The 14,199-nt window shown below is 62.5% G+C and carries 11 protein-coding genes; all 11 read right to left on the reverse strand.

Annotated elements, in window-relative coordinates; all coding sequences use genetic code 11:
* Positions 1-19: 19 nt before the first annotated feature.
* The 11 genes from GHK62_RS27380 to feuP all read right to left on the reverse strand — a co-directional run bounded on the left by GHK62_RS27380 (position 20) and on the right by feuP (position 14,166).
* A complete protein-coding gene (locus tag GHK62_RS27380) occupies positions 20-2,977 on the reverse strand; it encodes a bifunctional [glutamine synthetase] adenylyltransferase/[glutamine synthetase]-adenylyl-L-tyrosine phosphorylase (RefSeq protein ID WP_153442095.1) in 2,958 nt (985 codons plus the stop codon).
* Between the two features lie 32 nt (positions 2,978-3,009).
* Complete coding sequence (locus tag GHK62_RS27385; protein WP_153442096.1) at positions 3,010-4,416, reverse strand: sensor histidine kinase; 1,407 nt, start codon at positions 4,414-4,416, stop codon at positions 3,010-3,012.
* Positions 4,413-5,111 carry a response regulator transcription factor gene (locus GHK62_RS27390; RefSeq protein ID WP_153442097.1) on the reverse strand — a complete coding sequence of 233 codons (699 nt, stop codon included), beginning with the start codon at positions 5,109-5,111 and terminating at the stop codon, positions 4,413-4,415. Before GHK62_RS27390 ends, GHK62_RS27385 begins: the two co-directional genes overlap by 4 nt.
* A gap of 304 nt (positions 5,112-5,415) precedes the next feature.
* Entirely contained in the window at positions 5,416-6,969 is a 1,554-nt protein-coding gene (locus GHK62_RS27395) for a Do family serine endopeptidase (protein ID WP_153442098.1), read from the reverse strand.
* Positions 6,970-7,320: 351 nt separating this feature from the next.
* Complete coding sequence (locus GHK62_RS27400) at positions 7,321-7,776, reverse strand: cytochrome c-type biogenesis protein (protein ID WP_153442099.1); 456 nt, start codon at positions 7,774-7,776, stop codon at positions 7,321-7,323.
* The gene (locus tag GHK62_RS27405; protein ID WP_153442100.1) at positions 7,773-9,761 is read right to left on the reverse strand and encodes a heme lyase CcmF/NrfE family subunit; all 1,989 of its coding nucleotides are present in this window, start codon (positions 9,759-9,761) and stop codon (positions 7,773-7,775) included. The genes GHK62_RS27400 and GHK62_RS27405 overlap by 4 nt, the downstream gene beginning before the upstream one ends.
* A complete protein-coding gene (ccmE, locus tag GHK62_RS27410; protein WP_153442101.1) occupies positions 9,758-10,210 on the reverse strand; it encodes a cytochrome c maturation protein CcmE in 453 nt (150 codons plus the stop codon). Before ccmE ends, GHK62_RS27405 begins: the two co-directional genes overlap by 4 nt.
* Entirely contained in the window at positions 10,207-11,352 is a 1,146-nt protein-coding gene (ccmI, locus tag GHK62_RS27415; protein WP_153442102.1) for a c-type cytochrome biogenesis protein CcmI, read from the reverse strand. Before ccmI ends, ccmE begins: the two co-directional genes overlap by 4 nt.
* A 142-nt stretch (positions 11,353-11,494) precedes the next feature.
* Entirely contained in the window at positions 11,495-11,941 is a 447-nt protein-coding gene (locus GHK62_RS27420; RefSeq protein ID WP_153442103.1) for a hypothetical protein, read from the reverse strand.
* 178 nt (positions 11,942-12,119) lie between these two features.
* Positions 12,120-13,505, reverse strand: coding sequence for an ATP-binding protein (locus GHK62_RS27425; RefSeq protein ID WP_153442104.1), 1,386 nt, complete (start codon positions 13,503-13,505; stop codon positions 12,120-12,122).
* The gene (gene feuP, locus GHK62_RS27430; RefSeq protein ID WP_136504056.1) at positions 13,495-14,166 is read right to left on the reverse strand and encodes a two-component system response regulator FeuP; all 672 of its coding nucleotides are present in this window, start codon (positions 14,164-14,166) and stop codon (positions 13,495-13,497) included. The genes GHK62_RS27425 and feuP overlap by 11 nt, the downstream gene beginning before the upstream one ends.
* Between the last annotated feature and the right edge of the window lie 33 nt (positions 14,167-14,199).

Genomic DNA, 14,199 nt, shown 5'->3' on the forward strand with positions numbered 1-14,199 from the left:
CGCGACGACGCATTGCCGTTCACTGAACGACGACGGATTGGAAAATCCCACGGACCGCTTTCGAGAGGCTTCGGATATCCGCCTCGAGGTGCTTCAGGTCCGGATAGTCCCCTGCCCCGCAAACGAGATCGACCAGGCCAGCGGGGGCATCCTTCGGGTCGAAATCCCCGTCGATGCAGAGGCGCACGATCTGCGAGACTTCGGTGAAAAGCGTCAACGCGTCGACGGCTACATCCAGATCGTTCGCATCCATCATGGCCGCGCCGAGGCTCTTCAACGCTTCAAGCGTGTGCGTGCCCGCCGGCGGCGGCGTCACGCCTTTTGCCGGCGCAATCAGGGCGAGGTATTGCGCGATGAACTCGATATCGACAAGGCCGCCGGGAATGAGTTTGAAATCCCAGATGTCGTTCGGCGGCTTCTCCTTGTCGATCAGGTCGCGCATCTCCTCCACGTCCTTGCGGACCTTCCCGATGTCACGCTTTTGAGAAAGGACCTCGCCGAAAATCGCTTCCGCCTCGCTGATCAGGCTTTCATCGCCGCAGATACAGCGTGCGCGCGTCAGCGCCAGGTGTTCCCAGGTCCAGGCCTCTCCACGCTGGTATTTGGCGAAGGCCGTGATGCGGGTCGCCACGGGCCCCTTGTTCCCCGACGGCCGCAGCCTCATGTCGACATCGTAAAGAATGCCCTCGGCGGTCGGTGCGGAAAGCGCCGCGATCAGCCGCTGCGTCAGCCGGGTGAAATAGCGCACGTGATCGAGCGGCTTGGCGCCGTCGGACTGCCCCGCGTCGCCGTCATAGTCGTAGAGCAGGATGAGATCGACGTCGGAGCCGGCCGTCAACTCGTGGCTGCCGAGCTTGCCCATGCCGACGACGGCGACCCTGCCCCCGGGAAAGCGTCCATGCGCCGCGCGGACTTCCTCCATCACCGCGTCGAGCGCCGCGGCGATGATGAGGTCGGCTAGATCGGTGAAAGCGCGCCCTGCCTGGATGCCGGAAATGGCACCGGTCAATAGCCTTATGCCAATCAGGAAACGCTGTTCGGCGGCGATGATGCGCAGGCGGTCCAGCACCTCCTCGTAGTGACGGCCGCCAGCAACGAAATTTGCGATCCTCGGTGCGAGATATTCCCGTGTCGGCAGCTCCGCGAGCAGCCCCGGATCCAGCATGCCGTCGAAGACATGAGGTCTTGCGGCGATGATGTCCGCCAGCCGAGGGGCAGACGACATGATGTTGACGATCAGCGACAGGAGCCTCGGATTGTTGCCGAGCAGCGAAAAGAGCTGGATACCTGCCGGCAGACCGGAAATGAAATGGTCGAACCGCAGCAGTGCCTCGTCAGCCCGCCTGCTTTCGCCGAATACACGCAGGAGCTCCGGCGTCAGCTCGGTCAGCCGCTCGCGCGCTTCCACCGACTGCGTTGCCCGATAGCGCCCGTAGTGCCACGTGCGAATCGTCCTCGCTATGTCGGACGGGCGCTGGAAGCCGAGCCTTTTGAGGGTCTCCAGCGTGTCCGGGTCGTCCTGTTGTCCGGTGAAGACCAGATTTCCGGTCTCGGTCGAAAGCTTTGCCTCCTGCTCGAACAACTGCGCATAACGTCGCTCAACCGTCCGCAACACGCGCGACAGCTCCGTTGAGAAGGAAGCGGTATCCTCGAAGCCGAGCATGTAGGCAATCCGCTTGAGATCTGCCTCCGTTTCCGGCAGGACGTGCGTCTGTTCATCGCGCACCATCTGGATCCGGTGCTCGACGTTGCGCAGGAACCAATAGGCATCGACGAGCTCATCGGCGGTCGACTGATCGATCCATCCGGCCTTCACCAGTGCTTGCAGCATCGGCTCCGTTGCGCGCAACCGAAGCTCGGGCATGCGGCCGCCGGCGATCAATTGCTGCGTCTGGACGAAAAACTCGATCTCGCGGATGCCGCCGCGACCGAGCTTGATGTTGTGGCCCTTGACGGCGATTTCGCCATGTCCCTTGTGCGCGTGGATCTGTCGCTTGATCGAATGAATGTCGGCAATGGCCGCATAGTCGAGGTATTTGCGGAAAACGAACGGTGTCAGCTCCCGCAGGAAACGCTCGCCGGCCTCCAGGTCGCCGGCAACCGGTCGCGCCTTGATGAAGGCGGCACGCTCCCAGTTCTGCCCCCTGCTCTCGTAGTAGAGCATCGCCGCTTCGATCGAGATCGCGAGCGGCGTCGAGCCCGGATCGGGGCGCAGGCGCAGATCCGTGCGGAAGACATAACCGTCGCCCGTCCGTTCCTGCAGGATGCGAATCAAGCGCCTCAGCAGACGCGCGAAGATTTCCGAAGCGTCGTCCCGGTCGACAATGATGCCGGACTGCGGATCATAGAAGATGACGAGGTCAATGTCGGAGGAATAGTTGAGTTCGCAAGCACCGAGCTTCCCCATCCCCAGAACGACAACCCCTGAGCCGACGCTCGGCTCCGACGCGTCTTTTAGTTTGAGCTTGCCGCTTTCATGGGCGCCAAGGAGCAGGTGATCGATCGCGGCGGCGACGGCGGCAGACGCGAAATCGCTTAGCCAGCGCGTGGTTTCCCGACCGTCGAAAAGCCGCGACAGATCCGCCAGTGCGACGGCGAAGGCCATTTCGCGCTTTGCCCTGCGCAGCCTGGACATGATTTCCCCATCCGGCAGGGCAGCGGTCGTCGGCTCGGGTTGCCCGGCTGACCGGGCTGCCTCGATCCGGCGCTTCAGGAATTCGGACAGAGGCGTGGCGAGCAGATCTTCGAGAATCGCCGGATGGCTGCCAGTCGTGTCCCTTAAAAACGGCGAGAGCGCGAGCGCCGAGACGACGAAGTCCTTGAGCGGCCCATTGGACGCCAGCAAATCGGCGATGCGATCGTGTCCTTTGGCGACATCCTTCAAAACGGACAAGGCGGCCTTTGCATCCGCCTGGCTTGTCGGACGGATCGGAACCACTTCGATATCGGCCAGACGCCGCTCGTCCGTTTCCAGCATCAACACCTCCTCCCGATCTCATGACCGGTCTATCAGGTTGTACGAGCCGGGAAAACCATGCGCACCGTCAATCCTTTGCCATCCTCGGTGTTCGGCTCGGTCGCACTGAGCGTGAGCGAGCCTCGATGCATCTCCATCACTGCCTCGACAAGCGAGAGACCAAGACCGGTCCCGGGCTTCGAGCGGCTTTCATCCAGACGGACAAAGCGCTTCAGCACTTCGCGATACATGTCTTCGGGGATGCCGGGGCCGTGATCGGCGACCGTCAGCACCGCCTCATTGCCGCTCTTCGTCATCGCCACCCGGATCAGAGGATTTGCTGCTCCCTCGGCATATTTGATCGCATTGTCCATCAGGTTTCCCAGCGCCTGTCCGATCAACTCGCGATTGCCCGAGATCACGACGCCCGGCAGGATATCCGCTTCCAGCTTCAAGGCATTGTCTTCAGCCGCCGGTTCGTAAAGCTCGACCCAATCGGCGACGATCTGGGAGAGGTCGACATCGCTCATTTCGGCGACGGCGGAACCCGCCTCGACCCGGGAGATCATCAGCAACGCGTTGAACGTACGGATCAACTGGTCCGACTCGGCGATGATTTCCTCAAGCGCGCCACTTTGGCCACTGTCCCCCTTGCTGGAGAGTGCAGCTTCGGCCTTGTTGCGCAAGCGCGTCAGCGGAGTCTTGAGATCGTGCGCAATGTTATCGGAGACCTGTCTCAGCCCTTCGTTGAGCTTCTCAATCCGCCCGAGCATCGCGTTGAGCGATTCCGACAGCCGGTCGAACTCGTCGCCCGAACCGCTCGTCGGCAGACGCTGCGAGAGATCGCCCGCCATGATCTTCGTGCTGGCCTCGGACATTCGGTCGATACGCTTCAGCGCGTTGCGGCCAATGCCGAACCAGATGACGAGGGCACCGAGCCCCATCACGCCAAGGGCGACGACCAAGGCCTGTCGCACGAGCACGCGAAACTTCTCCGGCTCCTGAAGGTCGTGACCGACGAGAATCCTGAGACCGTTGTCAAGCAGCAGAACCTGGGCAAGCGCCACGTGGCTCTCCCCGCGGCTTTCGTCGGCGAACCGCCGGTAACGAAACGGCTCCGACTTCCAGCCTTCGTCGTCGAGCAGGCCCGGCTGCAGACCAGCCACGTTGCCGGCGAGGATTTCTCCGCTCGGGCCGGCGATCACATAAAGATTTGCGCCCGGCTGGCGTGCACGCCGTTCGAGCGAGCGAAGCAGGCCATTCATGCCGGCGCGCTCATAGACGGCTTCGATCTGACCCACTTCGGCGGCGATGGCATCGCGCGTCTGCTGCTCCAGCAGGCGCTCGGACATACCTGTCACGTAGAAGACGAGGAAGACCGCGCAGAGGGAAAAGAGAACAAGGTAGAGTGCGGAGAGCCGGACTGCCGTCGTTCTGAACAGAACCCTGAGTTTGCTCATGTCTCAGTCCGGTCGTCCTTGATCATGTAGCCGGCGCCACGCACCGTCCTCAGGAGCGGCATGTCGAAGTCCTTTTCGATCTTCGAGCGCAGACGCGAGACGTGCACGTCAATGACATTGGTTTGCGGATCGAAATGGTAATCCCACACGTTTTCAAGCAGCATCGTCCTCGTCACGACCTGGCCCGCATTCTTCATGAGGTATTCGAGCAGCCGGAATTCGCGTGGCTGCAACGGGATCTCCTTGCCCTGCCGTCGAACCGAGTGAGCGAGCCGGTCCAGTTCGAGGTCGCCGACGCGGTAGACCATATCCTGTTCGGGCGCGCCCTTGCGGCGACCGAGTACCTCCACCCGAGCGAGAAGCTCGTTGAAAGCGTAAGGCTTCGGAAGATAATCGTCGCCGCCGGCGCGCAAGCCCGTGACGCGGTCGTCCACCTGGCCGAGCGCCGAAAGGATGAGAACGGGCGTGTGGATGTCGCGCCGTCTCAATTCGGTGATCAGCGACAGACCGTCGCGGCGTGGCAGCATACGATCGACGACCAGCACGTCATAGGCGTTCTCGCTCGCCATGAACAGCCCGCTTTCGCCATCGCTGGCGTGGTCGGAAACAATTCCGGCCTCGCGAAATGCCTTCGCCAGATACGCGGCTGCCTCAAGGTCGTCTTCAACAATCAGAATCTTCATGCGCGTGACCATAGTCCCGGATCCCTATCTATCTCAACCGGTTTCGGTTCCGACACCTCCAGCGCCGCCCGTCTCACGAGACGCGCAATGGTCGCTGTAGCGCTTTGAATTGCTGCATGATTTTCGATCCACGCAATCATGCAACAGCGCCATGGCAACCGTCGCTTCGGCCGGACGGAGAAACGCCGCGAAATCACTCGGATGTCGCGGCGCCCTTGGATCATGGTGATTTTCGGATTGTGCCGATCCATTCACCGTGATCGGTCAGAATGGATTGGGGCGGGCGACCCGCTCCAATCCTTCGATAGTCGCGACATCAACCCTGATCGATCGGGAGCGCGACAAAGCGGCTACCTTCGCCGGATTCGATCTGGAAGAGCGCCTTGGTCCGCCCCTCCTTCTTGGCGTTGTTCATCACCTTGAGGATGTCGTCCGCCGACTTCACATCCTGATTGTTGACCGTGACGATCTTCTCGCCTTCCTTGAGACCACGGTCGCCGGCATCCGAGTCCGGATCGACGGAGGCGATTGTCACGCCAGTCCCGTCCTCGGAAGGTGTCACCGTCAAACCGAGACCGGCAAGCGCTTCATCGCTGGCTGGCGGTTGCTGCTCGGACCGCTCGTCCTTCGGCTGCGCGGAGTCGCTCGTGTCGCTTGGCAGGTTGCCGATTTCGAGCTTGACGCTCTGCGACTTGCCCTCGCGCCAAAGCGTCACGTCGGCAGAAGAGCCCGGACGCAGCGCCGCCACCTTGCGGGCCAGATCGCGCGGATCCTTGATCGGCTCACCGTTCAGTGCCGTCACCACATCGCCCTTCTTGATCCCGGCCTTTTCTCCCGGAGAACCGGCCTGCGGTTCTACGACCAGAGCGCCGCTTGCCTCGGAGAGGCCGAGTGAATCGGCGATATCCTTGGTTACCGGCTGGATCTGAACGCCAAGCCAGCCGCGTGAGACGGTGCCGTCCTTCATGAGATCGTTGACGACGTCCTTGGCAACGGATGCAGGGATCGCGAAGGCGATGCCGACATTACCGCCCGAGGGGGCCAGGATAGCGGTGTTGATGCCGACAACCTCACCCGAAAGGTTGAAGGTCGGACCACCGGAGTTGCCGCGGTTCACGGCAGCGTCGACCTGCAGGTAATCGTCATAGGGGCCAGAGCCGATGTCGCGGCCGCGAGCCGAGACGATACCGGCCGTCACGGTTCCGCCGAGGCCAAACGGGTTGCCCACCGCAACGACCCAATCGCCGACGCGCACCTTGCTGTCGTCCGCGAAGCTCACGTAGGTGAACTTCCGCTTGTCGTCGACCTTGAGTACTGCAAGGTCAGTACGGCTGTCCTTGCCGACCAGCTTGGCATCCAGCTCCGTTCCGTCGTTCAGGATGACCGTGAAGGCGGAGCCATCGGCAACGACGTGGTTGTTGGTCACCAGGTAACCGTCTTCGCTGATGAAGAAACCGGAACCCTGGCCGCGGGGGCGAAGGCGACCCTCGTCGCGCGGACCACGGCGATCAGACCGACGCTCGGCACGATCGTCGCCGCGCGGGCCGCCGAATTCGCGGAAGAAGCGCTTCAGCGGATGATCATCGGGCAGATCTTCGAGGCCGCGGCCGCCGAAGTCGAAGCTGAAGTTGCTGGATTCATCTTCGGAAGTGTTCACGCGCGACTGCACGCGAACGGAAACGACGGCCGGCGAAACCGCGTCGACGACATTCGCGAAGCTCGGGACCGAGGGAGCCTCTGCCTTCACCGCCTCGGCGAAGGACTGCGAAATCTGAGCCGGCAGGCCGCTGGTCAGCATGACCGCCGCGAGACCGGCGACGGTGGAGGTTTTCAGAACCGTCTTCAGGGATGGACGTGTGATCTTGGACATTCGCTTTTGCCTTCTCTCTTCCTTGAAGCCATCGCCAATCGGCATGCGGCTTCAAAACCTTGACCACGAGCACTCCCGAAGCGGTATTTGGCGTTCGGGGAACTGCTCGCCTGGCTGTGATTGGAGGAACAGCCGATGATGAAAGGTGTAACGGATGGGACCTTACTGAGTTCTGTCCGACAGATGAATATTTGGTAATGTTCGCACGGAAGCGGGAGAGAGACTGCTCAGCGCCGTGCAGTAAGGCGCGATATCTCGTTTCGACTAGGCGAAATCCGCCTCAGCATCCTGAATTATCCTTCGGTATCAAAACCCCGTTTTCGAGGTCCGGGGCATCTGGGGAAAGAAGCCCTAGGACCTCAAAAGCTTGTCCAGCTCTTCCCTTTCCTTGTCGGAAAGCGGCGTGCCGGGCATACCGGCGCTGCGTCGGCGCGCAGCCACGACGAGGGCAACGCCACCGCAAAGAAGCAGGATGACGGGCATGCCCCAGAGGATGACAGTCTTTGCCTCGAAGCGCGGCTTCAACAGGACGAACTCACCGTAGCGGGAGACGACATAGGCAATCACCGCTTCGTCCGTGTCGCCATTCGTCAACCGTTCGCGCACCAGCACCCGCAAATCCTTGGCAAGTTCGGCATTGGAGTCGTCGATCGACTGGTTCTGGCAGACCATGCAGCGAAGCTTGGCCGAGATCGCCCGTGCGCGCGCTTCGAGTGCCGGATCGGCAAGCACCTCGTCCGGATTGACCGCCAAAGCGGGCAGCACAGAAGCGAGGCAAAGGAAAAGCGCAAGCAGCAGGCGGATCATTCGGCTGCCCCCAAGGCGAGCCGTGCGGCCCTTCTTGCGCGCGTCGGCGCGCCAACCCGCAGGCGGCGGTCACTGAGCGAGACAACGCCGCCCGCCATCATGACCAGCGCCCCGCCCCAGATGCAAAGGATCAGCGGCTTCCACCAGACACGCACGACAATTCCGCCGTCGGTCATCTGATCGCCGAGGGATACATAGAGCTGGCTGAGGCCGAAGGTCCGAATTCCGGCTTCCGTGGTCGGCATCCGGCGCGCCGTATAAAGCCGCTTCGACGACGAGATTTCCGTGACCGCCACGCCGCCCCGGCTGACGGTGAAATGCCCGGTTTCCTCGGTATAGTTCGGCCCGCGCCCTGGGCGCATGCCGTCGAAGCGCAGGGTATAGCCACCGGCGTCCACCGTCATGCCCGGCTTCATCTCGACAACCGTCTCGGTCTCGAAGCCGGTGACGGCGACGATGCCGATCAATGTGACGCCGAGTCCCGCATGGGCGAGCGCCGTCCCGAAGGCAGAGCGCGGCAGGCCCGAGAGCCGCTTCCAGGCAACGCTGCCGGCCGCTTTGCCGATACCGGAGCGCAGAATGAGATCGGTCAGCGCGCCCACGATCAGATAGACGCCGAGCGCAATGCCGAGGAGGGCAATTACCGGGCCGCCATTCATTGCGTAGTAATAGGCCGCAGCGACAAGGAGGCCGACCGCGGCTGCGACGAACAAACGCTGGGCAGCGCCGGTGAGGTCGCCGCGCTTCCAGGCAAGCAGCGGACCGAAGGGAACTGCGCAAAGCAGCGGCAGCATCAACAGACCAAAGGTCATGTTGAAGAACGGTGCGCCAACCGAAATCTTTTCCCCCGTCAGGGCCTCGAGCACCAGGGGATAGAGCGTGCCGGTGAGCACGGTCGCCGCCGCCGTCGTGAGAATGAGGTTGTTGAGAACGAGGGCTCCCTCGCGCGAGATCGGCGCGAAAAGCCCGCCGGACTTGAGACGCGAGGCCCGGAGCGCGAAGAGTGAAAACGCGCCACCGATGAAGACAACGAGAATGGCGAGAATGAAGATGCCGCGCGTCGGATCGGTGGCGAAAGCGTGCACCGACGTGAGCACGCCCGAACGGACGAGGAAGGTGCCGAGCAGCGACAGCGAGAAGGTCATGATCGCCAGCAGCACGGTCCAGATCTTCAGCGCCTCGCGCTTTTCCATCACCAGTGCCGAGTGCAGCAGCGCCGTGCCTGCAAGCCACGGCATGAAGGAGGCGTTTTCAACCGGGTCCCAGAACCACCAGCCGCCCCAGCCGAGTTCGTAATAGGCCCAGTAGGAGCCCATGGCGATGCCCGCCGTCAGGAAGATCCAGGCGGCAAGCGTCCATGGACGCACCCAACGCGCCCAGGCCGCGTCGATGCGGCCTTCGATCAGCGCCGCGATTGCAAAGGAAAAGCAGACGGAAAAACCAACATAGCCGAGATAGAGCAGCGGCGGGTGGATGGCGAGGCCGACATCCTGAAGCACCGGGTTCAGGTCCTTGCCCTCGCCCGGTGCCGGGATGAGGCGAGCAAAGGGATTGGACGTCAGCAGGATGAAGAGCGCAAAGGCGGCCGCGATCCAAGCCTGTACGGCGAGCACGGTTGCCTTCAGCGTTTCCGGGAGGTTGCGGCCGAACAACGCCACGAGAGCGGAAAAGAAGACGAGGATCAGCAGCCACAGCAGCATCGACCCCTCGTGGTTCCCCCACACACCGGAAATCTTGTAGATCAAGGGCTTGAGCGAATGCGAATTCTCCCAGACGTTGCGCACGGAGAAGTCGGAGGTCACGTAGGCAAAGGTCAGCACCGCAAAGGAGAAGGCAACGAGCAAGGCGCAGACAAGTGCAGCGCTCGAGGCGAGTTCCATCAGCGCGCGGTCACCGAGCCGCGCTCCGGCGATCGGCAAGATCGCCTGGACGAGCGCGGTCGCGAGTGCCAGCACCAGGGCATAATGTCCGAGCTCGATGATCATTGAATGTTTTCCTTGCCGCCGAGCGCAACACCTTGGGCCTTCAGGCGGTCTGCAACGTCTTTCGGCATATAGGTTTCATCGTGCTTGGCAAGCACCGTATCCGCGACAAACACCGGGCTGCCTGCAACAAATGCACCCTCGGCCACCACACCCTGTCCCTCGCGGAAGAGGTCGGGCAGGATGCCGGTATAGGTCACCGGTACCGTTCCCAGCGTATCGGTCACGTTGAAGGTCACGGTCTTGCCCTCGCCACGCTTGAGCGAGCCGCTTTCGACGAGGCCGCCGAGGCGAATGCGCGTTCCCGGCGCAAGGCCTGCCTTGGCGAGATCACCCGGAACATAGAAGTAGGCGACCGCCTGGCTGAAGGCGAACATCACCAGCAAGACGGCGGCCATCAAGAAGCCAACGCCACCGCCGATGATCGCCAACCGTTTCTGCTTGCGTGTCATTTTTCTTCTCCGCCCGCCTCGATCCCGAGTTCGCGGCCGAGAGCCAGCAACTGCTTTCCCTGATCCCCGGTGGCCGGGAACGCCTTCAGCCCTTGCTGTAGAGCGTCGCGCGCCTCGTCTCTTTGATCAAGCACAACGTAGGAACGGATCAGGCGCATCCATCCTTCAAAGTTCGCGGGGTTTTCCTTCAGCTTGCTCGACAGGCTGTCGACCATGCCGCGGACCATGGCCTGGCGATCGCCAGCGTCCATCTGCGCGGCAGCCGCCATATCCTCGGATGTCGGGTTTGCGGGCATCGTATTGCCGGCGGGCGCTTGACCAGCGGAGAGCTCCGCGATGTGCTGGTTCACCAATGGCACCCAGGGCGCGTCGGCAGGAGAATTGCCGGCAAGCCTGCGGAACGCGGCGAGCGCATCCTGCTGCTTACCCTCCTGCTTGAGACCAAGAGCCAGATAGAATTCCGAGCGCGGGTCGTTGGGGTCGAGGGCAAGCGACTTCTTCAAGGCTTCCTGCGCATCGGCCGTCACAAGGCCGCCGGACTGCACGATCAAGGCCTCCGCATAACCCCCGAGTCTGGCGGGTGTCGGTCCGAGCAGGCGAATCGCCTGGTCGTAAGCGGCAATGGCGTCCTCTACCCGTCCGCTGCGCATGTAGATCGGTGCCAGCAGATCCCAGCCCTGGCCATCGCCCGGATTTGCCGCAAGATGGTTCTCGGCCCGCGCGATCAAAATGTTGATGTCGTCGCCCGGATTGGCAAGTCTGGCCGCAAGCGGTTGCGCCGGCACGCCGGGACTGCCGGTGACGAGATAGACAAAAAGCCCCACGGCGGGAAGACTGACAAGAACGAAGAGCTGCGCGATGCGATTCGAGCGCAGAGATTTCAAACCGCTCTGCTCGATGGGCGCGTCCGCGGCGCTTGCCGCAAGCAGCCGGCGCGCGATCTCGGCGCTCGCGAGTTCCGCGTCCTCGCCGCTGATCAGGCCGGACTTCTGATCCCGCTTCACTTCCTCGAGCTGGTCGCGATAAACTTCGATGTCATGGCTGTGTGGAGACGAAAGCGGCGCCGTTGCCCGCATCAGCGGGAGAACGAGCACGACAGCAACTGCCGCCGTCAAAATAGCGACGAGGATCCAAAACAACATGGAGGGGAAATACTATGAGCCCCGTGCCATTCCAACTCGAAAACAGGCAATGACGGAGATTTGAGGCGTTTCGCCGCAAGGTCGCCCGCGTGTTTCGCCGGCTTGACGGCCGAAGGCGCGTCACCGAAGTGACGCGGCGAGCTTATGTGAGTGGCGTCCAGCTTCCATCGGGATTGCGGCACGCCGCTCCGCGTGCCGTCGTCTGCTGTCCCTTCACGGTCACCGTGTGGCTGTATTGCCGGCAATTCTGCGAGCCGACCTGATAGGGTGCCGCGGCGACGACGGAACCGCTGACGCCGCGCCCCTCCCATACGACCGGCTGCCCGCCTGGTGCGGCCTCCAGCGCCCGGTACTCCGCCTCCAGTGCCCTCTGCCGATCGGACTTGCCGAGATCGATGCCCTCGATGCGCGCAATGACACCACCCTGCAGCGCGGATATATAGGCCGTCGACGACGCCCCTCGCGTTGCGGTCGCAGAAAGACCGGAGACGGCCCCACGCTGGCCGTTCGATGCCGTGCCGCAACCCGCCAGTGCGACGGCAGACGCGATGACCGCGATCCTACCGCTGGCGACAAAGGCTCGTGTCATTACTGCGTGGTTCCTCATGATCCCCCGACAACTCAACTCTACCGCGAACAACCGTATCCGCCTTCCCGCGCATCCGGTGGCGGACAGGTGGCACCCTGTCGATTTCTTTTGGCACTCCCCAACGCATCAGGCAACCACACCCACTTGGGGATCGGCATTTTCGGCCCGTGTGTGGCCGCTAAACCGCAGCAGGCAGAACGAGTTGGGCCCGCAATCCTCCCTCATCGCGCCGCGAAAGCTCGATCGTGCCTTGGTATTCTCCGACAATCTCGCTCACGATCGAAAGTCCAAGCCCGGTGCCGGGCTTGCTCTCATCGAGCCTTTTGCCACGCTTCATTGCCAAGGCGATCTGGTCGGGGTCGAGCCCCGGGCCGTCGTCATCGACATCGAGTACGATCCAGTGCCGGCCGTGGTCCTTGCCGTGCACGTCTTCCGGGGCGGGCCGGACAGTTAACGAGACATGGTCGCGTGCATGCCGCGCGGCGTTTTCGAGCAGATTGCCGACCGTCTCCTCGACGTCCTGCTGCTCCATCGCCAATATCAAACCAGGTGGATTGATCGACAGGCTGAACTGCCTTTCGGGATTGAGGCGGCGCATCACCCGGACAAGCCGTTCGAGCGCGGGCTGGGCCTCGGTTCTGGCGAGGATCGAGCCCCGCTGCGCGGCGATCCGCGCGCGGCTGAGATAGATTTGCACCTGGGTCTGCATGGCATCGGCCTGCGTCTTCACCAATTCCCCGTGCGGTACTTCCAGTACACGCGCTTCGTTAAGCAGAACGGCGATTGGCGTCTTCAGGGAATGGGCAAGGTTGCCGACCTGCATGCGCGCCCGCTCGATGATGCGGCGATTGCTGTCGATGAGCGCGTTCACCTCGTTGGCAAGCGGCTGGATCTCACGCGGGAAAGCACCGTCCAGGCGCTCGCTCTCGCCCGCGCGGATCTTTTCGAGCGAGCGGCGCACCTGGTCAAGCGGCCTGAGACCGAACAGAATGGTCAATGCATTGACGCCAAGGCCGCCGAGACCGAAGATCGACAGCGCGATGGTGAGATTGCGGGTGAAGCGATCGATATCCGCCTCCAGCACATCGCGATTGCCCGCGACGCGGAAGCGGGCGGCATGGCCCTGAATATCGAGGACGACCTCGGTTTCGGCCACCTCGACCTCGTTTCCGAACGGATCCATGGTCGTGTAGAAGCGCTCGTAGCGAATATCGAAGGGAACCTCGTCGACACTGGCGATCGGCAGTTTTGCGGAGCCGAGCGACGTCGACAGCAGCGGCGGCGTATCAAATTCGCCGATCGGTTCGACGATCCAGTACCATCCGGTTTGGGGCTGGGAGAAGCGGAGGTCGCCGAGTTGCGGGCTTCCGGTCAGAATGGCCTTCTCGTTGACGGAGATCGAATTGATAACGTTGTAAAGCTGTGCGCGCAGCAGATCCTGAAAGCCGCGCTCAGACCCCTGCCTGTACAGCGCGGAGATAACCACTCCGATCACAACGAGGGCGACGACGGCCCAAACGGTCGAAACCGCCAGTACGCGGGCCGTGAGTGATCTAATTGCCATTGCCGGGCGCTTGCATGCGATATCCGAGGCCGCGGACCGTTTCGATCAGGTCGTTGCCGATCTTCTTGCGCAACCGGCCGACGAACACTTCGATCGTGTTGGAGTCCCGGTCGAAATCCTGATCATACATGTGTTCCACCAGTTCCGTACGCGAAACCACCTGCCCCATATGGTGCATCAGGTAGGAGAGCAGCCGGAACTCATGTGACGTGAGCTTCAGCGGCACGCCGCGAACGGTCGCTTTGGAGCCCTTGGTATCGAGCCTCACCGGACCACAAACGATCTCAGAACTCGCATGGCCTGCGGCCCGGCGGATCAATGCGCGGATACGGGCAAGAACCTCCTCCACATGGAAGGGCTTGGCGACATAATCATCAGCGCCGGCGTCGATACCGGCCACCTTGTCGCTCCAGCGGTCGCGCGCGGTCAGAATCAGGACCGGCATGGTCTTGCCGTCGCCGCGCCACTTTTCGAGAACGGTAATGCCGTCCATCTCCGGCAGGCCGATGTCGAGGATTACCGCGTCATAGGGTTCCGCGTCGCCAAGATAGTGGCCCTCCTCGCCGTCGAAGGCCTGATCGACGACGTAGCCGGCTTCTTTCAACGCGTCCGCCAACTGCCTGTTCAGGTTGGCGTCGTCCTCGACTATAAGTATGCGCATCTGCGTTCATTTCCCTTGCTCGTAGGTTGCCCG

It is taken from the genome of Sinorhizobium terangae (assembly GCF_009601505.1).
Classification (GTDB): domain Bacteria; phylum Pseudomonadota; class Alphaproteobacteria; order Rhizobiales; family Rhizobiaceae; genus Sinorhizobium; species Sinorhizobium terangae.

Bases quoted from the DNA above. Each gene is read 5' to 3' on its own strand.
- ccmE (WP_153442101.1), bottom strand. From the start codon at position 10,210: ATGACACGCAAGCAGAAACGGTTGGCGATCATCGGCGGTGGCGTTGGC.
- GHK62_RS27400 (WP_153442099.1), bottom strand. From the start codon at position 7,776: ATGATCCGCCTGCTGCTTGCGCTTTTCCTTTGCCTCGCTTCTGTGCTG.
- GHK62_RS27405 (WP_153442100.1), bottom strand. From the start codon at position 9,761: ATGATCATCGAGCTCGGACATTATGCCCTGGTGCTGGCACTCGCGACC.
- ccmI (WP_153442102.1), bottom strand. From the start codon at position 11,352: ATGTTGTTTTGGATCCTCGTCGCTATTTTGACGGCGGCAGTTGCTGTC.
- GHK62_RS27425 (WP_153442104.1), bottom strand. From the start codon at position 13,505: ATGGCAATTAGATCACTCACGGCCCGCGTACTGGCGGTTTCGACCGTT.
- GHK62_RS27385 (WP_153442096.1), bottom strand. From the start codon at position 4,416: ATGAGCAAACTCAGGGTTCTGTTCAGAACGACGGCAGTCCGGCTCTCC.
- feuP (WP_136504056.1), bottom strand. From the start codon at position 14,166: ATGCGCATACTTATAGTCGAGGACGACGCCAACCTGAACAGGCAGTTG.
- GHK62_RS27390 (WP_153442097.1), bottom strand. From the start codon at position 5,111: ATGGTCACGCGCATGAAGATTCTGATTGTTGAAGACGACCTTGAGGCA.
- GHK62_RS27380 (WP_153442095.1), bottom strand. From the start codon at position 2,977: ATGCTGGAAACGGACGAGCGGCGTCTGGCCGATATCGAAGTGGTTCCG.
- GHK62_RS27420 (WP_153442103.1), bottom strand. From the start codon at position 11,941: ATGACACGAGCCTTTGTCGCCAGCGGTAGGATCGCGGTCATCGCGTCT.
- GHK62_RS27395 (WP_153442098.1), bottom strand. From the start codon at position 6,969: ATGTCCAAGATCACACGTCCATCCCTGAAGACGGTTCTGAAAACCTCC.